The organism is Acidovorax sp. Root568 (genome assembly GCF_001427445.1).
Classification (GTDB): Bacteria; Pseudomonadota; Gammaproteobacteria; order Burkholderiales; family Burkholderiaceae_C; genus Acidovorax; species Acidovorax delafieldii.
Window position 1 is genome coordinate 132,295 of the sequence record NZ_LMGP01000017.1, and the last position, 23,827, is coordinate 156,121.

Consider the following 23,827-nt stretch of genomic DNA (forward strand, 5'->3'; position numbering starts at 1 on the left):
TGTCAGGGCAGCTTCACGGCCGCCAATGCGTTTGAGGTGGAGAGGTACAGCGTAGACCCATTCACTGCGATGCCCGTGGGTTCGTCGATGAAGCCCGGCAGCGGGCCGGCCGCGAAGCCCTTGTTCCAGCGCTGGCCTACTAGGGTGCTCACCTGGCCGTCGGCGCCGATCTTGCGCACCACGCGGTTGCGCGGATCGGTCACGTAAACGTTGCCGCTGGCATCGGCGGCCAGCCAGGCGTGGGAGTCCGAGATGGCTGCGCCGGTGTCCACGGTCAACTGCGCCGAGGCCACCGGACCGTTCACCAGCGCTGGCGGCAGGTCCGGGCGCCCCGCAATCGTGCTCACCACCCCGGCGGGCGTAATCTTGCGGACGGTGGGGCCGATGCCCGTGATGTTGTGATAGCGGCCGTCCACCACATAGACGTTGCCCGCGGCATCGATGGTCATCTGGCCCAAGGCCGAGAACTGCGCCGAGGCTGCCGGACCATCCGCGTGTCCGCGCGCGTTGGGATTCCCCGCAAACACGCTGACGGCGCCGGCCGGGGTGACCTTGAATACCACGCCCTGCAGGGAAACCGCATAGACGGTGCCGCCAATGTCGGTGACCATGCCAGTCAGTCCCTGCAGCAGAAAGCCCGGTATCGCGTCTAGCTGGGCGGAGAGGTCGGCATGCACAGTAACGTTGCCTGCAGGGGTTGTCTTGAGGATGCGCTTGAAGTCGAAAGAATAGATGTTGCCCGCTCCATCGATGGACAGCGGAGCCGAGCCGCAGAAGGCCACGTCGTTGATCGGACCTGTCATCTGTGCGCACGGGTTCTTGGCGCGGCCGAGGGTGGCCACCGTGCCATCGGATGTGACGGTGCGCAGCGCGGCGTTGTTGCGGTCGCGCACGTACAGCGTGCCTGCCTTGTCCACCGCCAGTGCGCCAGGGCTGTCAAAGCGCGCGGCGCTGCCGCGGCCATCAGTGTGCCCTGCCAGCGAGGCGGTGCCCACCTGCAGGTCGGGCGCGCCGGCGCGCGGAGTGCGGTAGACAACCGCATACGTTCGATAGGCGTCGGAGGGACCGTTTTCCGTGACGAGGAAGCGGCCTTCGGCGTCCACCGCCAGATGTTTGCCCGCACAGAAGGGTTGGGGCAGCATGTTGGGTCCAAAGCTGCAGTTGTCCGCGCGCCGCACGGTTGTGACGGAGCCATCGGTCGCGATCTCGCGCACGGGCGTGCCCTCATAGCGGTCCAGGACGAACACTCGGTTGGAGCGGTCTATCGCGATGGCCTGCAATGCACCAAATTTGGCCGCGCTAGCCGCTCCATCCACGTAGCCCGCGTTATTGAGAGCCACCGTGCCCGACAGCACAGTGGCCTGTCCGTTGGGCGCGTACTTGCGCACCACATGATCGTTGGGGTCTGCAGCGTACAGGGTTCCTGCAGAGTCGGTCGCCAGGTTGACGGGGTACAGGCGGTCTGGGTTGTAGCTCCCGAAGCCCGGAGTTGCGTACTGGCTGGCCCTGAAGATGACCGTTGTGACCACCCCTGCGGGCGTGATTTTGCGAATGGGATTGCCTGTCGGCGTCTGGGAGATGTCTTGCAAGGTTGGAGCCCATTCGGACACAAACACATTGCCCTCCCGGTCCACCGCAATGCTGGTCGGGCTACACAGCGTGGCCGCCGTACCGGTGCCATCGGCGTTGCCGCACACGCCCACCTTGCCGGCCAGCGTGGTGACGTTGCCCGCGGCATCGATCTTGCGCACCAGGTGGTTGCCGGCGTCTGCCACGTAGGCGTTGCCGGCCGCATCCACCGCCACCGCCAGAGGGACATTAAAGCGGGCTGCAGTGCCCGCGGCATCCAGGTAGCGCGGCCCTTCGCTGCTGGCGTCGCTGCGGGTGGGACCACCGCCCGCCCAGGTGCTGAGCTGCCCGGTGGGCGCTAGCCGGCGAATAGTCTGGTTTCCCGGGTCGGTAATGAGTACATCGCCGTTGGGTGCCAGTGCCATGCCGCCGCTGTCGGTACTGATCTTGGCCGCAGTGCCCAGGCCGTCCTGTGTTCCTGGCCCCTCGGTAGTGCCAGCCAGCAACGCCAGGGGCGTGGCGGGCGGAGGCGGAGGCGGCGGCGGCGGCGCATCACCCCCTGACCCTCCACCGCACGATACCAGCGCAGACATGGCCAGCGAGGCCCAGAGCGAGCGGGGCAGCCGACGGCGGCTGCACATGGATGCATCGGGCATGGTTGCGTACCTCAGGAATAACAATGAACGGGTGGGGCGCCGCCGCTGGCTAGCGTGCCGCAGCGATACTGCACAAGGATTGGCGGTGGCGCCATGGCTGCGGCACGCCCAGCGCGAGCGCGGTGCACGGCAGCTGGCTGCGGGTTGATCACGGCAACTGCACCTGCACCACAGCGTTCGGCATCGATATGTACATCATTGAATTGCGCACCGCGATTCCGGCCGGGCGATTGATGATGCCGGGCAGATCGCCTGCTGCAAATCCGTTCTTCCAGAGCTGCCCCACCAAGGTGCTGACCTGACCGTCAGGGGCAATCTTGCGGATCACGCTGTTGACCGGATCTGTGACATACACGTTGCCCTTGCTGTCCACTGCTAGGCTGGCTGTCTCACCGGACGATGTGGAGCCCACCGTGAATTGCGCAGTTGCCGCGGGGCCATCAGCGTAGCCAGCAGCGGCGTTGGGATTGCCTGCCAACGTACTGACCAGCCCGGCTGGTGTGATCTTGCGGATCGTGGGCCCCACTTTGACGTTGATATCGGACAGGCCGTCGACCACATAGAGGTTGTCTGCCGCATCGATGGTCATGTAGCCCGGCGCCGCAAATTGTGCTGCGGCCCCTTGCCCGTCAACATGGCCTACCGTGGCAACTCTACCTGCGAACAGCGTGACCGCGCCATTCGTGTCAATCTTGAAAATCGCGCCCCTGAGCGTGGAAACGTAGACATTGCCCTTGCTGTCCGCCGCAATTCCGGATGCGTTGTAGCCCATGAATATGTAAGTGGACGTTGTCAGCAGCGACGTCAGGTCTGCCAGGAGGGTCACCTCGCAATTGCGCATCTTGAGGACGAGCGTCTCATGGACGGTATACAGATTGCCAGCACCGTCGGTGGCCAGTGGGCCACTGTTGTACCCCAAGGACCCACTGGTCGGACCTGAAAGGGACAGAAATTCGCTGGCCAGGCCGGTGACTGCCGTGCAATGCCCGCCCGGTTTGCCCAGCGTGCGAACCAGGCCGTCTGCTTGCACTGTTCGGATGTTGTTGGTTCCTTTGTCCCGCGTCCACATGTTGCCGTTGTCCCGTACGTACAGAGATCCAGATGGGTTGAAGGCCAATGCACCGGGCCGGTCAAAGCGAGCGCTACTACCCTGTCCATCTTCAGAACCTTCGGCGGAAGGCCGTCCCGCGACCATGGTGGAAGTGCCTTGCGGTGTGTAGCTGCGCAGCTGTGCGTACCTGTACGAGCCATCGTGGTACCCATATTCGGTGACGAGAAACTCGCCGCTGGCCTTGACGGCCAGTTGGGCTGCAGTACACAGAGTTCCTGGGGCGCCCACAGCTAAACCAGTTTGGGTGGTGCAAGACTTCGCACGAAAGAGCGTCGTCACAGCGCCATCGCTTGCAATACGACGGATGGTCGGGTAGCCCGTGTTGTCGGGGCCCAGGACGTGCAGGTGGTCTGCGGCGTCGAATGCCATGGCGCGGAAGGTGCGGAACTGCGCGGCAGAAGCCGTGCCGTCCGAATCCCCTTCATTGCTCTGAGTTGCGTTACCAGATACCAAGGTGGCTTGCCCGTCGGCTGTGTACTTGCGGATTACGTGGTCGTTGGGGTCTGCGGCGTACAGCGTTCCCGTCGAGTCGGTCCCCAAGAGCACAGGGTCGTAGTAGTAGGTCGGTCCCCAAGGACCGGGCCGGGCGGTTGCGTACAAACTGGCTTTGCTGACCAACGTGCTCACTTCCCCTGCGGCAGTAATCTTGCGAATGGCGTTGGCTGCGGAGTTACCTTGTGCCACAAATACATTGCCAGCCTTGTCCACAGCGATGCTGCTGGGATTGCACAAGGTCGCGATGCCAGTGGGGCCATCTTGGTTGCCGCAGACGCCCGGTTTACCGGCCAGCGTGGTGACTTTGCCCGCTGCACTGATTTTGCGGACCAGATTGTTTCCTGTATCGGCAACATAGGTGTTTCCTGCCCCATCGACGGCGACTGCCATGGGTCTGCGGAAACGTGCGTCAGGGCCGTTACCGTCGGCAAAATTGACGCCAACCTCAGGTGCTGGACCTCCACCACCGGCCAAGGTGCTGATCTGGTCCTGGGTGGCACTCAGTTTGCGGATGCGATGGTTACCTGTGTCCGCTATGACGACGTCGCCTGATGTGGTCACCGCCATCCCACCCATGTCGACGTTGAAACGGGCTTCGCTGAGCGCTGCGCCATCCTGATTGCCGTCGCCATTGGGATCTCCAGCCAGGACTGATAGGGCTGTAGCCGGAACGGCTGGCGGCGGTGGCGGCGGTGCAGGCGTTTCCACGGAGCCGCCAGAGCCCCCCCCGCAAGCGGTGACAGTGGTGGCTACCAACGCAACCAGCAGGCTGATGCGTCGCAGTCGTTCGTTGGATCTGATGTGCCCCATGAATCTCCCGTGGATGAATATTGATTGCTGAAAAAATGTAATGAAGCGAGTCTATGGGGCTTGTATTACTACTGCCAAGTAACAGTTGGTTAGTGCATATCGTTCACCAAGACTTGGCATGCCTGCAGCGGGTCGTTGCCCTATGTGCCATCAACGGTGCAGGCTTCGCGTAGCGCGCTGAAACGGGCCAGCCCAGGGGCTAGTGGCTATCGGTAGCGTTTGCAGCTGTGTCATACCTGCGTCGGTTGCGTCTGCGACTGGCCCACCCAACGCATCCATGATGCGCACGGGCAATGCCCGAGGAGATGAGGCCACAGGTACCCGAAGGTCGCCCTCGCATAACCTTAGGCACCGGAGGCTGGCGCCAAAGCTGTGCATGGGCGGCCGCGTGGGAGTCGATGAGGCAGGCGACTGTGGCCTGTCTGCTCGCTTATCGCCAAGCCCGCTTCCTGATGGCGGTATGGCCCCGCAATGGCATCAGGGCAGCTTGATAGCGGCCACCGCGTTTGACGTTGTCACGTAGAGTGTGGAGCCTTGCGCCGCAACCCCAACGGGCCGGTTGACCATGCCTGGCAAATCGCCGGGGGTAAAACCCTAACGAGTCCGTTGCCCCGCCAGCGTGCTCACACTGCCATCCGCGACGGCAATTTTACGCACCACACTATGAACGGAGTCCCTGACGTACACATTTCCTTGGTCGTCTAGTCTCAGGCGAGCACTTTGCATTGAACCGAAGCCAGGCTGAGATACCGTCAGGCGGGCATCTGCACGGCTCCCGTCCACCAGGCCCGGTGCTTCGGTCGCAGAGCCAGCGATGGTACTGACCACTCCGGCAGGCATGATCTTGCGCACGGTGGGGCCAACACTGTTATCGTCACCCATGCCGTCGATGACGTACAGGTTGTCTTTGGAGTCGATGGCCATGTCGCCGAGCCTGGAAAAACGGGCGGTGTTCCCTTGTCCATCGGCGTGCCCCAATGCGCGCAGGGCCCCTGCAAACACCACAGGCTCGCCAACCAGGGGAATCTTGACAATGGCACTCCCCGAAGCGGCCGCCGCGTACACGTTACCAACGCTGTCGACAGCGATGCCTGCGATGTTGTCGTTGGCTCGCATCTGCGGGTCGTACATCAGGGCAGCAAGATCTGCTACCAAAACGACATCGCCGGCCGGTGTCGCTTTGACGAAGCGGGCGGCATTGGGCACATAGAGGCTTTCAGCGGCGTCTACCGCCAGCATTTGAACAAAGCAGACGCTCAATTCGAAAACCTTACCACCCGATGACGCGCAAGGCTTGCCCGATGCTCCCAGGGTACGAGTGACCCCTGTGGGTGAAACAACGCGGATCACATTGTTCCCAGTGTCCGCTACATACAGCTTGCCTGCCTTGACTGCGGCAAGTCCCGATGGCATATAGAACCGAGCCGCCGCGCCTGTGCCATCAGCGAAGCCGACGCCCGTCGTGGAACCGGCTACCACACTGGAAGATGCTCCATCGGAGGTGAAACGGCGGATGAGCGAGTATTGCTGAATCGGACTTCCAGTGATGGATGGCGACTCGTTCACCAAAAAATTACCAGAAGCGTCGATTGCAAGATCCTGACCCCAGCATAAGTATGGTGCATTTGAATCGTCGCAGGAGGGGGTCGGACCCACAACGGTGGATACGGAGCCATCGCTTTCTATGCGGCGTATACGCTTTCCACCGATTCCTGCGTCCAGCACGTACAGCCGGTCTTTTCTGTCAAGGGCAATGGCGTCCATGGTCCCGAACTTGGCGACGTTGGCCGGTCCATCGGCATAGTGGTATCCGTAGTCTTCGGCCACCGTGCCGGAGACGATTGTTGCCGATCCCTGAGGAGAGTATTTACGTATGACCTTGTCGTTTGGGTCTGCTGCGTAAAGGGTGCCTGAGGTGTCGATGGCCAAGCGAACAGGCGCATAAAAATAAATGTATGTACCTGCTGAAAAGTGAATCCGGCTTGTCTTTTGGCTTGCCTTGGAAGTCACGGTGCTGACGGCACCCGCCGCCGTGATTCTTCGAATGGGGTTGCCGGTGATGCCGTTGAGCCCCATGCTCTCAGAGATGTACACGTTGCCTGAGCCGTCTACTGCGATGCTTGTTGGTAGGCAGAACGTTGCCGAAGAGCCGAATCCATCTGTGTTGCCGCACACCCCTGGCTGACCTGCGAGGGTGGATGTGTTGCCAGCCGGATCGATCTTGCGTACGACATGGTTGTCTGTGTCTGCCACATAGGTGTTGCCCGCTGCGTCCACAGCCACCGCTTGAGGCGCCTTGAATTTTGCAGCTCCACCCGTTCCGTTCGAGTGGTTCGCGGCGGGCGTTGCAACGGGTATCTGTGGCAATACATCGCTACCCCCGGCCAGTGTGCTCACCTGCCCTGCGGTAGACAGCTTGCGGATGGCGTTGTTGCCGGCATCCGCTATCACCAAGTCTCCATTAGGTGCAACAGCTAGGCCGCGGACCGAGAGGCTGAAGCGGGCGGCAGAGGCCGGCCCATCCTGGTTGCCCGGTCCATCGGTGTTGCCTGCCAACAAGGATAGGCCCGTGGCGGGCGGCGGTGGCGGGGCTGGTGTATCGCTGGAACCTCCGCCGCAGGATCCAAGCACAGGGATTGCCAGCGAGGCAAGCAGCCTCCAGCGACCTCGGTCTGGAGTGCATGGTTTGCTTTGCATATAACTTCCCTACAAATCTGCGCCTGGATCGCAGTTTGGCAAGGATGGCCATCAGCCCGTTGAAGACGTGTGTCGGGATCGCCAGAGCGGTGCCACGGATAGAAACGTGCTGGGGCCTCAAATGCTCGCTGATTGCGCAGTCACAGCGAATACCAACCTCTCATCGGACATGCGGTGCGTTCACGGCAAGTGCACCTGCACCACAGCGTTGGGCATCGAGATGTACAGCGTGGAGTTGCGCACCGCAATACCCACGGGGCGGTTGACCATACCTGGGAGGGGGCCCGCGGTGAAACCGTAGCGCCCCGGCTGGCCCACCAGCGTGCTGACCTGACCATCGGCCGCCGCGATCTTTCGGATGACGCTGGTGATCGGGTCGGTGATATACACATTGCCTGAGCCGTCCACCGCCAACTGGGCGCTCTGCAGCGAAGATATGAGAGGTTCGTCGGCAACCCTGAAACGTGCAACGTCCCTGGCACCGTCCACCCAGCCGGGGGCGGCGTCCGCCTTGCCCGCGATGGTGCTGACCACGCCTTCGGGCGTGATCTTGCGCACGGTCGGGCCGATACCCTGGCTTGGGTAGTCCTTGCCGTCGACCACGTAGAAGTTGCCGCTAGCGTCGGTCGTCATGTTGCCGAGGGCCGAGAACCGTGCGGCACTGCCTTGCCCGTCCGCATGCCCTCGTACATGCAGACTGCCCGCGAACACCACAGGTTGCCCGGTGGGGCTGATCTTGAAGATGACCCCGCTGGTTTCCATCGCGACATACACGTTGCCGGCACTGTCCAAGGCGATGCCCTGCACCTGGTCGTAGCCTGCCCCGCCCGGGCTGTAGACCCAGGCCGTCAGGTCGACGAGGAGGCTCACGTCCCCGGCGGGCGTGACCTTCATGATCCTGTTGCCGGTGGGTACATAGAGGTTTTCAGCACCGTCCAGCGCCAGCGTCGTTACGTAGCAGAAGCTGGTTTCGGTGACCCTGCCGGGCTCAGCGCGATAGCAGGATTGGGTCGGCACACCGAGAGTGCGCGTCACCCCCTCGGCAGAGATGGTGCGAAGGGTGTGGTTGAGGCTGTCCGCCACGTACAGCGTGCCGCCCTTGCCGAAGGCCAGTCCGGTAGGCAGTGCAAAGCGCGCAGCGCCGCCCGTGCCGTCGAGGGCTCCAAAGCCGGAGAGTGAACCTGCCACCACACTGGATGTAAGCCCGTCGGCGGTAAACCGCCGGACCGAGGAGTAGGTAACGTAGGCGCTGCCGTCCATTGAACCGAATTCGTTCACCAGCAGGCCGCCGGCAGCATCAACGGCCAGGTGAGTTGCCGAGCAGGGGCTTTGGCCCAGGGTTTCAAACATGCTGCATCGGGGGGACTGCACGATTGTGGACACAGTGCCATCGCTGCCGACCCGGCGGATCCGTTTGTTGACGCCATCGCCGTCCAACACATACGCTTGGTTCTGGCGGTCCAGCGCAATGGCATCCAGGCTGTGGAACTTGGCGGCTGTCCCCGCGCCGTCCATGTAGCCTGCGTTGTTTTCACTCACTGTGCCAGCCAGCACTGTGACCTGGCCATTCGGTTCGAACTTGCGCACGACGTGATCGTTGGGATCCGCTACGTAGAGCGTCCCACCGGCATCGACGGCAAGGCGCACGGGTATGTAGAAGTAGACGTAGGCACCGCCCGAAAAGTGTTGCCGGCTTGGCATCTGGCTGGCTTTGAAGACCACCGTAGTCACTTCCCCGGTAGCGCTGATTTTGCGGATGGGATTGCCCGAGACTTGGGAAATTCGACCATTGGCACTGCCCATCTCGGCCACGTACACGGTGCCTGCGCCATCCACGGCGATGCTTGATGGATTGCAGAAGGTCGCGGCCGGTGCCGACCCATCGGCATTGCCGCATTTTCCCGGCTGGCCGGCCAGGGTTGTGGCTTTGCCCGCAGCATCGATCTTGCGCACCACGTGGTTTTTCGTGTCCGCTACGTAGGTGTTGCCTGCGCTGTCCACTGCCACGGCTTCGGGCGCGCCGAACTGGGCTGCCGTGCCAGTGCCATCCGCGTAGTTCACGATGGGGGTGGCATAGATGCTGATGTTTGTCACGCCGCCGCCCGCGACCGTGCTGACTTGCCCCGTTGTGGAAATCTTGCGGATGGCGTTGTTGCCCGCGTCAGCGATCACCACATCACCGGACGGCGACACAGCCAGTCCTTTGATGTCTTTGCTAAAGCGTGCCACAGTTGCAGCACCGTCTTGGTTACCCAGACCATCGGTACTGCCTGCGAGCAGCGACATGGTCGCGGGGCGGGTTGGGGGGGCTGGCGTATCGGAGGAGCCTCCTCCACACGCAGACAAAACCAGCAGTGCGACGGTGACGGGCAGCAGGGCCAGCGCAGGCCGACTCTTGAAAACGTTACGTTGCATAAACTCCGGTTTCCCTTCCTTGCGTGTCAGGACTATTGTTTGGACTCATTGAAAGCCGCCCCAGTCTAGTCCACGAGTGGGCGCAGTTGGAGGTAACGAAATGCAAGTGCAACAGACTGCGCAAATGGGAGGGGAACGGGTCAAGACATGGTCTTATGGGTTGGCGTTGTTTGCGTTGCGAAGAACGCATCCAGCACCGGCATCAACCCCGGAAACTCCTTGGCAAACCGTTCGCGATTCACAAAGTACGCCTCGCAGGCCACAGCAAAAAACTCGGACTGCGAGGTGGCGCCGTATGCGTCCAGCCAGGGCCGTTCGGCGCCGAAGCGCTCGGCCATGATCACGCGTTCGCGAAACTGTTCGTAGGCGGGCTCCCAGGCTGCCCACCACGCCTCATACGCCGCACGGCCGGTGTGTGTGCCCATGAAGCCTGCAGGCAGGGGAGGGCAGCCGTTGGGTTGGCCGTTCTTCATGTCGAGCTTGTGCACGAACTCGTGCACCACCACGTTGTGGCCGCGCGCCGTGTTCTCTGTGGCGTTACTCACATGCTGCCAGCTGAGCATGATGGGGCCGCGCTCCATGGCTTCGCCCAGCAGCACCTGGGTGTGCTCGTGCACCACGCCCGCTTCGTCCATTGTCTGGCGGCGTGCGACGGCTTCGCCGGGGTGCAGCACGATGCCCACGAAATCGTCGTACCAGCCAAGCGCCTTGGCGGGGTCGCCCCAGTGCAGCAGGGGCAGGCAGGCCTGCGCGGCAATGTCGATGGCCATGGCGTCGGTCACCGTGAGGCCATGGGCGCCGTGGAATTCCTTGTGGTGCAAAAAGAGTGCGCTCAGCACGCGCAGCTTGGCCTGGTCGTGCAGCGACAGCGCGGCCAGGAACGGGTAGCGCTGGATGGTCTGCAGCCACAGCGTGGCAGAGATGTCCGGTACCGGGGCCACGGTGGCGCGCACGCGGCGCCAGAGGCGGTTGAGCAAGGGGGGCATGGCGATCGGGCTGCGGGAGGTGGGCCCGCTCAGTTCATGACCGCTGTTACTTGGGGGCCAGGGGCAGCCGTTCCAAGCCCGCGCTGGACAAACGCAGTGTTTCCAGCCGGGGGGGCAATGCTGCGGCATCCCAGTCGCTCAGCACCACGCGTTGCAGACCCGGAGCCAGCACATGGTCGGCTGGCCGGTGGGTGTGGCCGTGGATGAGGGTGTGGGCGCCTGCGGCCTGCAGCCAGGCGATGGCGGCGGGGCTGTCCACATCGGCGTACGTGGCCCCCGACTGCTTGCGCGCCTCGCTCTCCTGGCGGATGCCGCGCGCCTGCACGCGGCGCGTGGCCAAAGGCTGGGTCAGAAATTGCTGCTGCCAGGCGGCGCTGCGGGCCTGCAGGCGAAAATGCTGGTAGTCCACATCGTCCAGGCACAGCAGGTCGCCGTGGCTCAGGACATACCGCTGGCCACCAAAGACCAGGACTGTGGGGTCTGCCAGGCCGGTGATGCCGCACCCAGCCAGGAAGGCAGGGCCCGCCAGAAAGTCGCGGTTGCCATGCATGAAGTACACCGGCAGGCGCTGCGCGGCGGCCCGAAGGAGGGCGCAGCCCCGGGCTTCGAAGCTGCCGGGCTCGCTCATGGCATCGTCGCCCACCCACACTTCGAACAGGTCGCCCAGGATAAAGAGGGCGTCTGCCGTCGTGCCTTCCAGATACTGCTGGAATGCGGCCACCGTGGCGGGCTCGCTGGCCTGCAGGTGCAGGTCTGAAATGAAATCGACCGTGCGCCAATGCGAGGGAGCGACAAGCTCCTCGAACCGGGGCACGGTCGTGGTCACGGGGGGGGCTGGGTGGTTCATCCCTTGCGCTGCGGCCTGCAATGGGCGGCCGACATTGGTGTGGCCTCAGCGGGGCGCGCAGCGCCACAGGGGGATGCCATGCTCAGAGGGCGACGGCCTTCTCGATGATCACGTCTTCCTTCGGCACGTCGTCATGGAAGCCCTTGCGGCCCGTCTTCACGGCCTTGATCTTGTCCACCACGTCGGTGCCCGACACGACCTTGCCGAACACGGCATAGCCCCAGCCCTGGGCCGAAGGTGCGGTGTGGTTCAGGAAGCCGTTGTCGGCCACGTTGATGAAGAACTGGGCGGTGGCCGAGTGCGGGTCGCTGGTGCGGGCCATGGCCACGGTGTAGTTGGCGTTTTTCAGGCCGTTGTTGGCTTCGTTTTCGATGGGCGCGTCGGTGCCCTTTTGGGTCATGCCGGGCTCAAAGCCGCCGCCTTGCACCATGAAGCCGGGGATCACGCGGTGGAAGATGGTGTTGTTGTAGTGGCCCTTGTTCACGTAGGCCAGGAAGTTCTCGACCGACTTGGGTGCCTTGGCGGCGTCGAGTTCGAGGGTGATGACGCCGTAGCCGGCGATGTGCAGTTCGACTTGGGGGTTGCTCATGGCTTTGCTTCTTTCAAAAAATGGGCGCTTCACTTCACCACGGTGGCGGAGTTGATGGTGATGGGGGTGGTGGGCACGTTCTGGTGGCCGCCCTTGTTGCCGGTGGCTACGGCCTTGATCTTGTCGACCACGGCGGTGCCTTCGACCACCTTGCCGAACACGGCGTAGCCGTGGCCGTCAGGGTTGGGGGCGTTGAGCATGCCGTTGTCCTTCACGTTGATGAAGAACTGCGAAGTGGCCGAGTTGGGATCGCCGGTGCGCGCCATGGCGATGGTGTACGTGTCGTTCTTGAGGCCGTTCTTGGCTTCAAGCGGGATGGGGGCCTTGGTGGGCTTTTGCTGCATGTCAGCCGTGAAGCCGCCGCCCTGGATCATGAAGCCGTCCATCACGCGGTGGAAGATCGTGCCGTCGTAGTGTTTGCTGTTCACATAGGCCAGGAAGTTCTCGACCGTCTTGGGGGCCTTGGCGGCGTCGAGCTGCACGACGATGTCGCCCATCGACGTGGCCAGCTTGACCTTGGGGGCATCTTGCGCCTGTACGGGTGCTACTGTAAACATAGCAGCCAGGGCAATACTTGCTAGCGCTAACGTCGAATTTCTTCTGGAAATCATCCAATCACTCCTTCGAAAAAGATCTGCCATTGTTGGCCGCGGCGCGTCCAGTACTGGCGCTTGACCGGGCCTGTGCGGGCGCCTTCGGCGACTTCGCCGAACGTTACCACCATGGTGTCGGCCGAGTCTGTCCACCGCAGGTAAGACTTGTCCTTGAGCTGGAGTTCCCGGCCCTTGAGGGCGCGGGCCTCGGCCTGCAGCACCTGGGTCCATTCCTCCAGCGGCTTCTTGCGGTAGCTCTGGAAGTCGGGCGCATAAAAGCCCAGCAGGCGCTTCATGTCGCCCTCGGTCTTGGCGGTGCGCCAGGCGTTGAGCACCGCTTCGAACGATTTGCGGTCGGCCGCCACGCTGTGAGGCTGCACCCATTGCAACTGGCGCGCAATGACCACGGGGGTGGAGCGGGGCTCCACCGTGCGCAGGATGCGTTCGAGGTCGGGGTTGGCCAGCACGAGGCAACCGTCGGTCGCCAGTGGCGCGCGCGAGAACTGGTCGGGCGGCGTGCCATGCAGCCAGATGCCGCTGCCCGTCTTGCCCCGGCTCTGGTCCAGGGGGTTGGGATAGTTGATGGGCAGGGCGCCCGCGCCGTAGAAGTCCTTGAGCTTGGCCGGGTCCAGGCGGCTGGTGATGAAGTACACCCCCAGCGGTGTGCGCTGGTCACCCTCCACCTCTTTTTCGATGCCGAGCTTGCCCACGGAGGCATAGTAGTCGGCCACCAGCCGCAGGCCCTGGGCGGTGTTTTCAAAGAGATACAGGCGAGAGCGCGAGGTATCTACCGCAATCGCGTGGCGCGAGCGAGGGGACAGCTCCAGGAACTGTGCGGGGATGGCATTGACCGGGGGGCGGCTGCGTTGTGCATCCACACGCTGGCGCGATTCGGCGCGCAGTTCGGCCAGTGCCGCAGCGGCCTGGATGCTGCGGGCCGAGTCCGGCTCAGGGGCCACATCGCCCATATGCCGCAGTGGCCGGGTTCGCGACATGAGCAGGTCACCGACCGCCAGTTGCGCCAGCTGGAAATTGGGGTAGTCGCGCGCCAGGCTTTCGGCCTGGGCCAGCGCCTCGCGACCCCGGCCTTCGGCCACCAGTTTGTAGACCGCCATGAGGCGCGTCTCCGCTTGGCCATCGCGCAGCTCAGCAGGTGTGGGCGCCACCGGGGGTGTGGTGGATGCCGCATGCGCAGCAGCCGCCCGGCGGGCCTTGGCACCCTGCGGCAGGGCTGGCGTGGCCAACGAGAGGCCCAGCAGCAACAGCACCGCGGATGCTGCCCTGCGGCCTGCGTTGGTCAGGGGCACAAACATGCAAACCATCTATCAGCTGACTGTCAGGGCAAAAAAAAAGCCCGCGCGGAAGGCGCAGGCGCCGCATCGGAGGCCATGGTTAACCGCCTGTGGATTCGCGAACGATGGTCCAGCGGCCGTTGTTATTGACGAGGTCCAACGTCTTGCGGCTGCTCACGTTGAGCGCGTCGGCACTGTATGCCTGGCGAAACCGGGCCGTGGCCTTGTCACCTTGTACGGACACGGTGATGTCAGAAAGCTTCACGCTGATCTTGGATTTGCCGACGATGCGCGCCTCGCGTTCCTTCTCCCAGGCAGCGCGGCCTTGGCGACCAGGTGGATCGAACGACTTGTCGTACGCGCCCAGGTACCCCTTCATGTCCTTGGACGACCAGGCCGCAGCCCAGGCCTGTACGGCAGAGGTGACGGCCTGGGTGGATGCGTCGCTGGCAGCTGCAGGAGCTGGGGCCGGTGCAGGAGCCGTTGCAGCGGGAGCGGGGCTGACAGTTGGAGCTGGAGCGGCGGCAGGCGCTGGCGCCGGGGCTGCAGCTGCTGGCGCTGGAGCGGGTGCAGGGCGTTGGGTTACCACCACGGCGGGCGCGGGCGCTGCGGCGGCAGGGCGACCGGTTTTGCTGCCGGGTTCGTTGGAGAACAATTCGCGGATCAGTGCCAGCTTGGGCTTGACCGAGTTGGCGTTGTTGGCATCCAGTTGCAGCGCCTTGTTGTAGGCTTGGCTGGCCAGCTTGGCGTAGATGTCGCCCAGGTTTTCCTGTGCGGTGGCATAGCTGGGGTTGGTGCGGATCGCCATTTCCAGCGCCGTGCGGGCCTTGTCCAGCTGGTTCTGGTTGGCGTACAGCACAGCCAGGTTGTTGTAGGGCTCGGGCAGCTCTGGGTACTCTTCGGTGAGCTTGGTGAAGGTGGCGATGGCGTCGGCCTGCTTGCCCGAGTCGGTCTGGGCCACGCCGCGCAAGAAGCGCAGCTGCGGGTCGCGTGGGTTGGCGGCCAGGCGCTGGTCGGCCTTGGCCAGCGCCTCGGACGCCTTGCCAGCCTTGAGCAACTGGGTGATGTCGGCATAGTCGTCCGCGTGGACCACGCCCGTGCCCATCAGGGCGGTCAGTGCCAGAAGGCGCAGTAGGCGTGGGAGTGTGCGTCGGACTTGCTTCATGGGGGTACAAAGGAGTTGGGCGGCAGCCAGCCCGGGCGGGGGCTTATACTGCGGCGGATTGTAGCTGAGGGGGTTGTCATGACGGTACGCTGTTGCCGCTGGTGATTTTGCTGGACGCCCCTTGCCGGGCCACCCCCTGTCAAGGGCCGAGTTCCGCTGCTGCCGGGTGAGTTTCTTTGCCTCGCCCACCCCATCAAGTCTCCCGTTACTGAAATCCCATGAGTTTGCGCATCTACAACACGCTGTCGCGTGCATTGGAAGACTTTTCCCCGCTCGAACCTGGCCATGTGCGCATGTATGTGTGCGGCATGACCATTTATGACCTGTGCCATATCGGCCACGCGCGGATGATGATGGCGTTCGACGTGGTGCAGCGCTGGCTCAAGGCCAGCGGCCTGCGCGTGACCTACGTGCGCAACATCACCGACATCGACGACAAGATCATCAAGCGTGCGCTGGAGCGTGGCATCACCATCCGCCAGCTCACTGACGAGATGATTGCCGCCATGCACCAGGACATCGGCCTGCTGGGCATCGAGCCGCCGTCGGTCGAGCCCCGCGCTACCGAATATGTGCCCCAGATGCTCTCGCTCATCGGCCAGCTGGAAGGCAAGGGCCTTGCCTACCGGGCGAGCAACGGCGATGTGAACTACTCCGTGCGCAAGTTCGATGGCTACGGCAAGCTCTCGGGCAAGTCGCTCGACGAGCTGCGCGCCGGCGAGCGCGTAGCAGTGCTGGACGGCAAGGAAGACCCGCTCGACTTCGTGCTGTGGAAGTCCGCCAAGCCCGAGGAACCCCCCGAGGCCAAATGGGACAGCAGCTTTGGCTCTGGCCGACCCGGCTGGCATATCGAGTGCTCGGCCATGTGCGGCGCCACGCTGGGCGAAACCTTCGACATCCACGGCGGCGGCGCGGACCTGCAGTTCCCCCACCACGAGAACGAAATCGCCCAGAGTGAAGGTGCCACGGGCAAACCGCTGGCCAAGTTCTGGGTGCACAACGGCTTTGTGCGCGTGGACAACGAGAAGATGTCCAAGAGCCTGGGCAACTTCTTCACCATCCGCGACGTGCTCAAGACGTATGACGCAGAAACCGTGCGCTTTTTCATCGTCCGCGCCCACTACCGCAGTGCGCTGAACTACAGCGATGCGCACCTGGATGACGCGCGACAGGCGCTCAAGCGGCTGTACACCGCGCTGAGCCTGGTGACTCCCTCACAAGCGGCTTCCATCGACTGGACCAACCCTTACGCGGCCCGCTTCAAGGCCGCGATGGACGAGGACTTTGGCACTCCCGAGGCCGTGGCCGTGCTGTTTGACTTGGCCAGCGAGGTCAACAAGACCCGCTCGGTCGAGCTGGCGGGGTTGCTCCAGGCGCTGGGTGGCTGCCTGGGGATCTTGCAGGGTGACCCCAAGGCTTTTCTTCAGTCCGGGGCCGCCGGTGTGGATGAGTCTGAGATTCAGGCACAGATTGCTGCCCGGGCCGCAGCCAAGGCGGCCAAGAACTTTGCCGAGGCCGACCGCATCCGCAACCATTTGCTGGCCCAGGGCATCGTGCTCAAGGACTCTGCCGCCGGCACCACATGGGAAGCTGCCCAATGAGCATTGTTTTGATGCTAAATATGCCAGTAGTGCAGGTGGAATAAGCGGTGGCAGCTTCTAAAAAGATAGCGGGTGACGCTGTGGCGCCGTCGCTGGTGCTGGCCACGCCCGACTACTGGGCCGAGGCCTGCAAGCACCTGGTGAAAAAAGACCGGGTGATGAAGCGCCTGATACCGCAGTTTGGCGACGCCGCGCTACAAACCAAGGGCGACCCCTTCATCACACTGGCGCGTTCCATCGTGGGACAGCAGGTGTCAGTCGCGTCAGCACAGGCCGTATGGGAGCGTTTTGTGGCGCTGCTGCCGCGCGGCATGAAGCCCGCCAGCGTGCTCAAGCTCAAGATCGACGACATGCGGGCCGCAGGCCTGTCTGCCCGCAAGGTGGACTACCTGGTGGACCTGGCCATGCACTTTGAAGGAGGCAAGCTGCACGTCAAGGACTGGGCCGCCATGGACGATGAAGCCATCATTGCCGAGCTGGTGGCCATCCGTGGCATCGGCCGATGGACGGCCGAGATGTTTTTGATCTTCTATTTGATGCGGCCCAATGTTTTGCCCCTCGATGACGTGGGGTTGATCAGCGGCATCAGCCAGAATTACTTCTCTGGCGACCCCGTGAGCCGCAGTGACGCCCGCGAGGTGGCCGAGGCCTGGAAGCCCTGGTGCAGCGTCGCGACTTGGTATATTTGGCGGTCTCTGGACCCCCTGCCTGTAACCTATTGACACCACTGCAGGCACGCCGGTTACAGTGCGTGCCGTTCGTGGCAACCCCGCCGGGTGCGATCCCCCTAGGAGAAAAACGTTGGCGAAAAAGACCTTTCTGGATTTCGAACAGCCCATTGCCGAGCTGGAGTCCAAAATTGAAGAACTGCGCTACGTGCAGACCGAGAGTGCCGTCGATATCTCGGAAGAGATCGACCAGCTGAGCAAGAAGAGCCAGCAACTCACCAAAGACATTTACAGCGAACTGTCGCCCTGGCAGATCACCAAGATCGCCCGCCACCCTGAGCGTCCCTACACGCTCGACTACGTGCGCGACATCTTCACCGACTTCGTCGAGCTGCACGGCGACCGCCACTACGCGGACGACCTGTCCATCGTGGGCGGCCTCGCGCGCTTCAACGGCCACGCCTGCATGGTGCTGGGCCATCAGAAGGGCCGCGACACGAAGGAGCGCGCCATGCGCAACTTTGGCATGAGCAAGCCCGAGGGCTATCGCAAGGCCCTGCGCCTGATGAAGACGGCCGAGAAATTCAAGCTGCCCGTGTTCACCTTTGTGGACACGCCCGGCGCCTACCCGGGCATTGATGCCGAAGAGCGCGGCCAGTCCGAGGCCATTGGCCGCAACATCTTCGAGATGGCGCAGCTCGAAGTACCTATCATCACCACCATCATTGGCGAAGGCGGCTCCGGCGGCGCCTTGGCCATCAGCGTGGCCGATCAGGTTGTGATGCTGCAATACGCCATCTACTCGGTCATCAGCCCAGAAGGCTGTGCGTCCATCCTCTGGAAGACCAGCGACAAGGCGCAAGAGGCCGCTGACGCCCTGGGCATCACCGCCCACCGCCTCAAGGCCCTGGGCCTGGTGGACAAGATCGTGAGCGAGCCCGTGGGCGGCGCCCATCGCGACCACAAGCAGATGGCCGCATTTTTGAAGCGCGCTTTGGGCGATGCCTTCCGCCAGGTGGCAGACCTCAAGACCAAAGACTTGCTGGACCGTCGCTACGAGCGTCTGCAGAGCTACGGCCGCTTCAGCGACACCAAGGCGGACGCCCGCTAAGCCCGCTGAGGCAGGTTCAGGCCTGTCGTTGCTGGCACCAAATGCACCAGCTTGGTGCGGTTCCAACGGCCCTTCGGGGCCGTTGTTGTTTTTCTGGCCGACGCCTTGCAGGGGCGCACAAACCCGCACTGGCGCATGGACTGCTACCGGATGTAACATGCCTGCAGACCGCCTGCGCGGGCGGTTCAAGGAGGGCTTCATGTCGCTTCTGAAGACGCTCAAGGGCCAGATCCTGGTCCTCTCTGCCACCTGCATGGTGGCTGCCCTGATGGTGTTGACGTTGGTCAACTACCTGTCGGCGCGTGCACAGGCGCAGGTTTCGCTGGCCGAAGAGGGCATGGCGACCGCCAAGAGCCATGCAGAAACCATCGAGGAGTGGGCGCGGGCCAAGGCCACGATCATTGCGGCCTCCGTCGCCGCCTTTGAAGATCCCGAACCTGCCAAGTCTCTGGCCATGCTGCGCGACGCGGGCAAGTTCAGCACGGCGTATTTTGGCTACGCGGACAAGAAGTACGTATTTTCAGAGACTCGCAGCCTGCCCGCCGACTACGACCCCACCGCACGTCCTTGGTACAAGCAGGCCGCGCAAGCGGGCGGGTCTGTGGTCACGCCGCCCTACATCTCGGCGTCCGATCAAAAGCTGGTGGTGACTTTTGCGACCCCGGTGGGCGCCGGCGCAGCGCTCAAAGGCGTGGCGGCTGGTGATGTCTACATGGAGTCGGTGGTTGCCAATGTGGCTTCCATCCAGCCCACGCCGCAGAGTTTCGGGTTTCTGGTGTCTGCCGACGGCAAGATCATCGCCCACCGCGACCAGGCGCTGACCCTCAAGCCCATTGCCGATTTGTCCAAGGACCTCGTGACCGACAAGCTGCTCGCTGCATCCAAGGACAAAAGCTTGCTGCAGGCGGACATTGCGTCGCGCAGCCGGTTACTCAGCGTGGTGCCGATCGCGGGCACCTCATGGATGCTGGTGGTGGCCCTGGATGAAAGCGAGGCCATGGCACCGATCCGGGCCATGCTGGCCACATCGCTGATCTCCAGCGTTTTGGTGTTGGTGGTGGCCGTAGGGCTGCTGGGCGTGGTTCTGACGCGGCGCCTGCGCCAGCTCACGTTGGTGCGTGACGCGATGCATGAAATCGGCGCCGGTGATGGCGACCTGTCGCGCCGCATCGACGCCCACGGTGAGGACGAGCTGGCCCAGATCGCCGGTAGCTTCAACAGCTTTGCGGGCAAGCTCTCCGGTGTGCTCTCGCAGATCCGTGACGCCAGCAGCTCGGTACGCGTGGCCGCCGAAGAGATTGCCACCGGCAACCATGACCTGAGCGGGCGCACCGAACTCACGGCATCCAGCCTGCAGCAGACATCAGCCTCCATGCAGCAGCTGACCGAGACCGTCCGGCACAACGCAGACTCGGCACGCCAAGCCAACCAGCTGGTAGCCCAGGCGTCCAGCGTGGCGCAACATGGTGGGCAGGTGGTGGGCAATGTGGTGACCACCATGGACCAGATCAATGCGGCCTCGCGCAAGATCAACGACATCATTGGCGTCATCGACGGCATTGCCTTCCAGACCAACATCCTTGCGCTCAATGCTGCGGTGGAAGCCGCCCGCGCGGGCGAGCAGGGCAGGGGCTTTGCGGTGGTAGCAGGCGAGGTGCGCAGCCTCGCCCAGCGCAGCGCCGAGGCGGCACGCGAGATCAAGACCCTGATCAATACCTCGGTCGAGCAGGTGGAAAACGGCTCGCGGCTGGTGCACGACGCGGGCACTACCATGACCGAGATCGTGACCTCGGTGCAGCGTGTGACGGACATCATGGCCGAGATCACGGCGTCCACCAATGAGCAAAGCACCAGCATCAACGAGGTCGGCCAGGCCGTGGCCCAACTCGACCAGATGACCCAGCAGAACGCAGCGCTGGTGGAGGAGAGCGCTGCTGCGGCACAGAGCCTCAAGGACCAGTCGGTGCGGCTGTCGGAGGTGGTGGGCACTTTCCGCCTGTCGACCGACCCTGCCCACGCTGCGCCGCGGCTGTCATCGCCGGGCGGTTAAGGTGCAAGGGGCGGAGCGTCGCGGCGCCCCCCATGCACCTTACTGCCGGAGTGCGGGGCACCGTGATAATCGGCGCCCATGTGCCGCCATTTCTCCCTCGTTCTCTACGCCCTCCAGGCACGTCCGGCGGTTGTGACGGGTCTAGGTGCAGGGCCTGAAGGGCGGATGCGATGACGCAATCAATGGACGCCGCCCTGCGGGCCTTTGCGCCCGCGTTGCCGATGGCTGTGGCGTTGAGCGGGGGCGCAGACTCGACCGCATTGCTGTTGGGCTGTGCACGCCGCTGGCCCGGGCAGGTGCTGGCCATCCATGTGCACCATGGGCTGCAGGCGGCTGCCGATGGGTTTGAGCAGCATTGCGTGGCCTTGTGTAGCAAGCTGGGCGTGCCCTTGCGTGTGCAGTGGCTGGACGCGCGCCCCGCGCCCGGCCAGAGCCCCGAGGATGCCGCTCGGCAAGCCAGATACCAGGCTTTGACGGCAGTAGCGCTAGAAGATCATGCCTTGGGTGCTATTCAATCCATAGCAATTGCACAGCACGCCGACGATCAGGCCGAAACCCTGCTACTCGCCCTGTCGCGCGGAGCGGGCGTGGCCGGCCTGGCCGCCATGCCTGCCCAGTGGACGCGTGCTGGTCTGGTCTGGCACCGCCCCTTGTTGCAGGTGTCTGCGGCGGACGTACGCGATTGGTTGAAGGCACAAGGCCAGGCGTGGGTGGAAGACCCCACCAACTCCGATGAGCGCTTCACGCGCAACCGCATTCGGGCGCAACTGCTGCCTGCGCTGCATGCCGCATTCCCGTCCTTTCGCGATACCTTTGCACGGTCGGCCGCCAATGCAGCCCAGGCTGCCGAGCTGCTGCACGAGATGGCACAGCAGGACCTGTCCTTGGTGGGCGTGCCCCCCGGTATCAAGGCGCTGCAGGGGCTCACCCGCGCCCGCCAGGCCAACGTGGTGCGCCACTGGCTGCGCCATGCCCACCAAACCACCCCGGGAGCCGCGCAATTGGGCGAGCTGCTGGATCAGATCCAGGCCTGTACCACACGGGGCCACCACATCCGCATCAAGGTAGGAAGCGGCTTTGTCGTGCGGTCTGGTCTTACGCTGGAATGGCTCAGGCAGTAGCTCTCAGGTGTCTTTTTGCCCGCGTCGCGGGACGACACCCACAAATACGGGAGTAAACCGCCGCATCCGGCACGCTGGCCAATCGCGAAGATTGCCAGCTCTATGAGCTCGGTGCGTCCAATAGAAAGCCCGAGTCCGTCCTTGCCCCCTGCCCAACAGGCTCAGCACACAAGCCATCCGCGCTCGGATGGCCTCCATGTCGACATCAAAACCTGGGCGGCAATCGGCAAAAAAGTGACTCCAGCTATCAGCGCCCGGCGTGCACGAGGACTTTGGATCAGCCCACCTATGCTGCTGCAACCAGCGGAACAGCCCCTGAAATGAGGCATAATAGTGGGATTGGAAACGTGACCGAGTGGCCGAAGGTGCTCCCCTGCTAAGGGAGTATGGGGTGTAGAGCCTCATCGAGGGTTCGAATCCCTCCGTTTCCGCCAAGATAAGCCCCAAGTGCTCAATGCGCTTGGGGCTTTTTCTTTGTCAACTCTGTCTGTTCGCCGCAGTTCGGTTGAGGAATGACCTTGCGCATAGGTGATTCCCGAATACCCAACCGATCACGTTTCGCGCCCAATCGGAGGGTCCTAAGAGCCTTGCTCGCTTTCTTGGGGACATGGATCAGATTCCGCCCGCTGTTTGTTGTGGAGGGCCTGTGTCCTGGTGAACTCTGGCAAGGTTTCAGCCCGCCCTGTGCGGGCTTTTTTTTATTGTGTACTTCAAGCCGAGGGCGCTGCGCCGTGATAGCGGCCCAAAGCCGACATGGAGCGCGCAAGTGCTGGCCAGTGGCCCTGTATGCTGACACTGGTACTGATGCCTGCAGGGAAGAAGGGCCCCCATGACGCACCATCGTGACGTGCAAGTTCGCGAGCTCAGCCTGGCATTCAACGATCTCGACTTTTGTTATCTACCCAGGGCTGCGGGCTCCGCGCCTTCTCATTGCGCCGATTTTTTATGCACGGTCGATGCTTCCAGGTTTTTTTCCAACGGAGGCCATCACATCGTTTTTGCGCTCGATTGCGAGGGTGGGCAGGGCGGCTACAACCCCCACTGCGGGCCCATCTTGCGGTACGGCAAGAACCTGTGGTCGGCTGCGCGTGGTTTCATCATTTTTGGCGATGGTGCGGTGATGGCGGAGGGGTGGAACGGTACCGCCATGCCGGCATTGGCCGTCATTGCCGATACCGTAGGCGCGGGTTTCGATCCAGTTCGACACCCGGTGTTTACGCTGCGCATCACCGCAGGTTATCGGCGCGGTGCTTTTGCCAACAGCATGCGGATTGAGATCCGCTTGGGTGAATCAGCAAAGGGCGCTTTGCTGTTTGCTGGAGGCATTGACGGGGCCGCGTGGGGGTGGAGTTGGAGGGGCGGCTCCAAGGCTGCCATGGGGGGCATCGCTGCCGGCTTTGTGCCTCCAGTTGCCACCGGTTGCGTGGAAGAATTGCTGCCACGCAGTGCGTCTCATGCTGCGCTGGTGATGTCCCGTTTCAAATTCAGGATACATCCACCCGGTACGGCCCCCTAGTCAGTAAATCGCAGGCGTGAGTGGCTCAGCATGGACACGCGCAAGCACCTATCTCGGTGCCGTGAAATGGTCGGCGCCTTCGTTACTCACTCGTCGATCGAAGCACTCCACCGGCTGCCCCAATCGCCTCCCTTGTTGCTCACCTTGTCGATCTCGCGACGGTCGCGTTTGGTTGGGCGACCTTCTTGCAATGTCGCCGCTGGCTCGGGGGCCAAGCGGCGCAGTTCTGCGGCCTTTTCGCGGGCGGCGATGCTGTCCGGGGTTTCTTCGTACAGTTGCTGGGCCACTGGCGCGGGGCCCCGGGCACCGCTCAGGCCCCGTACGAGCACGGTGCGTGCCACGGGGCCCTGGCGCAGCGCTACGGTGTCGCCGCAGCGCAGGTCGCGTGCGGGTTTGGCCAGCTGGCCATTGACAGTGACCCGGCCCTTGCCGATCTCTTCGGTGGCGAGGCTGCGGGTCTTGTAAAAGCGGGCGCACCAGAGCCACTTGTCCAGGCGCATCGTCTCCAAGGTATTCATGGGCGAGATTGTGCCGT

At 63.4% G+C, this 23,827-nt stretch carries 17 protein-coding genes and 1 tRNA gene; 7 read left to right on the forward strand and 11 right to left on the reverse strand.

Going from position 1 to position 23,827, the window contains the following annotated elements:
• Positions 1-2 precede the first annotated feature (2 nt).
• The 10 genes from ASD75_RS16815 to ASD75_RS16860 all read right to left on the reverse strand — a co-directional run bounded on the left by ASD75_RS16815 (position 3) and on the right by ASD75_RS16860 (position 15,225).
• A complete protein-coding gene (locus tag ASD75_RS16815; RefSeq protein ID WP_056747072.1) occupies positions 3-2,225 on the reverse strand; it encodes a hypothetical protein in 2,223 nt (740 codons plus the stop codon).
• Positions 2,226-2,373: 148 nt separating this feature from the next.
• Positions 2,374-4,539 (reverse strand): hypothetical protein, encoded by a 2,166-nt coding sequence (locus ASD75_RS16820; protein WP_162251094.1) that lies wholly within the window; start codon positions 4,537-4,539, stop codon positions 2,374-2,376.
• A 696-nt stretch (positions 4,540-5,235) separates the two neighbouring features.
• A complete protein-coding gene (locus ASD75_RS23775; RefSeq protein ID WP_235511653.1) occupies positions 5,236-7,092 on the reverse strand; it encodes a hypothetical protein in 1,857 nt (618 codons plus the stop codon).
• A 426-nt stretch (positions 7,093-7,518) separates the two neighbouring features.
• On the reverse strand, positions 7,519-9,624 hold the full coding sequence (locus ASD75_RS16830) for an SBBP repeat-containing protein (RefSeq protein ID WP_056747075.1): 2,106 nt from the start codon (positions 9,622-9,624) through the stop codon (positions 7,519-7,521).
• A gap of 269 nt (positions 9,625-9,893) precedes the next feature.
• The gene (locus ASD75_RS16835) at positions 9,894-10,739 is read right to left on the reverse strand and encodes a zinc-dependent peptidase (RefSeq protein ID WP_056747076.1); all 846 of its coding nucleotides are present in this window, start codon (positions 10,737-10,739) and stop codon (positions 9,894-9,896) included.
• A gap of 46 nt (positions 10,740-10,785) precedes the next feature.
• On the reverse strand, positions 10,786-11,586 hold the full coding sequence (locus tag ASD75_RS16840; RefSeq protein WP_200947615.1) for a UDP-2,3-diacylglucosamine diphosphatase: 801 nt from the start codon (positions 11,584-11,586) through the stop codon (positions 10,786-10,788).
• An 82-nt stretch (positions 11,587-11,668) separates the two neighbouring features.
• Positions 11,669-12,175, reverse strand: a complete 507-nt coding sequence (locus tag ASD75_RS16845) for a peptidylprolyl isomerase (RefSeq protein WP_056064668.1) — start codon at positions 12,173-12,175, stop codon at positions 11,669-11,671.
• Positions 12,176-12,204: 29 nt separating this feature from the next.
• Complete coding sequence (locus ASD75_RS16850) at positions 12,205-12,786, reverse strand: peptidylprolyl isomerase (protein ID WP_056747078.1); 582 nt, start codon at positions 12,784-12,786, stop codon at positions 12,205-12,207.
• Positions 12,783-14,090: a L,D-transpeptidase family protein gene (locus ASD75_RS16855; protein WP_156401042.1), complete on the reverse strand. Its 1,308-nt coding sequence runs from the start codon at positions 14,088-14,090 to the stop codon at positions 12,783-12,785. The genes ASD75_RS16850 and ASD75_RS16855 overlap by 4 nt, the downstream gene beginning before the upstream one ends.
• 70 nt (positions 14,091-14,160) lie before the next feature.
• Complete coding sequence (locus tag ASD75_RS16860) at positions 14,161-15,225, reverse strand: tetratricopeptide repeat protein (protein WP_056747080.1); 1,065 nt, start codon at positions 15,223-15,225, stop codon at positions 14,161-14,163.
• Between the two features lie 218 nt (positions 15,226-15,443).
• On the opposite strand from ASD75_RS16860, the gene cysS reads away from it, so the two are divergent.
• The 7 genes from cysS (at position 15,444) to ASD75_RS16895 (ending at position 23,292) form a co-directional block, all read left to right on the forward strand.
• The gene (cysS, locus tag ASD75_RS16865; protein ID WP_056747081.1) at positions 15,444-16,826 is read left to right on the forward strand and encodes a cysteine--tRNA ligase; all 1,383 of its coding nucleotides are present in this window, start codon (positions 15,444-15,446) and stop codon (positions 16,824-16,826) included.
• Positions 16,827-16,873: 47 nt separating this feature from the next.
• Positions 16,874-17,548 (forward strand): DNA-3-methyladenine glycosylase, encoded by a 675-nt coding sequence (locus ASD75_RS16870; protein ID WP_056747082.1) that lies wholly within the window; start codon positions 16,874-16,876, stop codon positions 17,546-17,548.
• 79 nt (positions 17,549-17,627) lie between these two features.
• On the forward strand, positions 17,628-18,605 hold the full coding sequence (locus ASD75_RS16875; RefSeq protein ID WP_056747083.1) for an acetyl-CoA carboxylase carboxyltransferase subunit alpha: 978 nt from the start codon (positions 17,628-17,630) through the stop codon (positions 18,603-18,605).
• Between the two features lie 199 nt (positions 18,606-18,804).
• A complete protein-coding gene (locus ASD75_RS16880; protein WP_056747209.1) occupies positions 18,805-20,655 on the forward strand; it encodes a methyl-accepting chemotaxis protein in 1,851 nt (616 codons plus the stop codon).
• Between the two features lie 170 nt (positions 20,656-20,825).
• Complete coding sequence (gene tilS / locus ASD75_RS16885; protein ID WP_056747084.1) at positions 20,826-21,776, forward strand: tRNA lysidine(34) synthetase TilS; 951 nt, start codon at positions 20,826-20,828, stop codon at positions 21,774-21,776.
• Between the two features lie 341 nt (positions 21,777-22,117).
• A tRNA-Ser gene (locus ASD75_RS16890) sits at positions 22,118-22,210 on the forward strand.
• 395 nt (positions 22,211-22,605) lie between these two features.
• On the forward strand, positions 22,606-23,292 hold the full coding sequence (locus ASD75_RS16895; RefSeq protein ID WP_156401043.1) for a hypothetical protein: 687 nt from the start codon (positions 22,606-22,608) through the stop codon (positions 23,290-23,292).
• Positions 23,293-23,378: 86 nt separating this feature from the next.
• Here the strand turns inward: ASD75_RS16895 and ASD75_RS16900 are convergent, their stop codons facing one another.
• Positions 23,379-23,810 (reverse strand): RNA-binding S4 domain-containing protein, encoded by a 432-nt coding sequence (locus tag ASD75_RS16900; protein ID WP_056747086.1) that lies wholly within the window; start codon positions 23,808-23,810, stop codon positions 23,379-23,381.
• Between the last annotated feature and the right edge of the window lie 17 nt (positions 23,811-23,827).

Excerpts from the sequence above, each read along its gene's own strand:
- ASD75_RS16895 (WP_156401043.1), top strand. The coding sequence starts at position 22,606 with ATGACGCACCATCGTGACGTGCAAGTTCGCGAGCTCAGCCTGGCATTC.
- ASD75_RS16845 (WP_056064668.1), bottom strand. The coding sequence starts at position 12,175 with ATGAGCAACCCCCAAGTCGAACTGCACATCGCCGGCTACGGCGTCATC.
- ASD75_RS16815 (WP_056747072.1), bottom strand. The coding sequence starts at position 2,225 with ATGCCCGATGCATCCATGTGCAGCCGCCGTCGGCTGCCCCGCTCGCTC.
- ASD75_RS16855 (WP_156401042.1), bottom strand. The coding sequence starts at position 14,090 with ATGGTTTGCATGTTTGTGCCCCTGACCAACGCAGGCCGCAGGGCAGCA.
- ASD75_RS16840 (WP_200947615.1), bottom strand. The coding sequence starts at position 11,586 with ATGAACCACCCAGCCCCCCCCGTGACCACGACCGTGCCCCGGTTCGAG.
- cysS (WP_056747081.1), top strand. The coding sequence starts at position 15,444 with ATGAGTTTGCGCATCTACAACACGCTGTCGCGTGCATTGGAAGACTTT.
- ASD75_RS16900 (WP_056747086.1), bottom strand. The coding sequence starts at position 23,810 with ATGAATACCTTGGAGACGATGCGCCTGGACAAGTGGCTCTGGTGCGCC.
- ASD75_RS16880 (WP_056747209.1), top strand. The coding sequence starts at position 18,805 with ATGTCGCTTCTGAAGACGCTCAAGGGCCAGATCCTGGTCCTCTCTGCC.
- ASD75_RS16860 (WP_056747080.1), bottom strand. The coding sequence starts at position 15,225 with ATGAAGCAAGTCCGACGCACACTCCCACGCCTACTGCGCCTTCTGGCA.
- tilS (WP_056747084.1), top strand. The coding sequence starts at position 20,826 with ATGACGCAATCAATGGACGCCGCCCTGCGGGCCTTTGCGCCCGCGTTG.
- ASD75_RS16835 (WP_056747076.1), bottom strand. The coding sequence starts at position 10,739 with ATGCCCCCCTTGCTCAACCGCCTCTGGCGCCGCGTGCGCGCCACCGTG.
- ASD75_RS16850 (WP_056747078.1), bottom strand. The coding sequence starts at position 12,786 with ATGATTTCCAGAAGAAATTCGACGTTAGCGCTAGCAAGTATTGCCCTG.
- ASD75_RS16830 (WP_056747075.1), bottom strand. The coding sequence starts at position 9,624 with ATGTCGCTGCTCGCAGGCAGTACCGATGGTCTGGGTAACCAAGACGGT.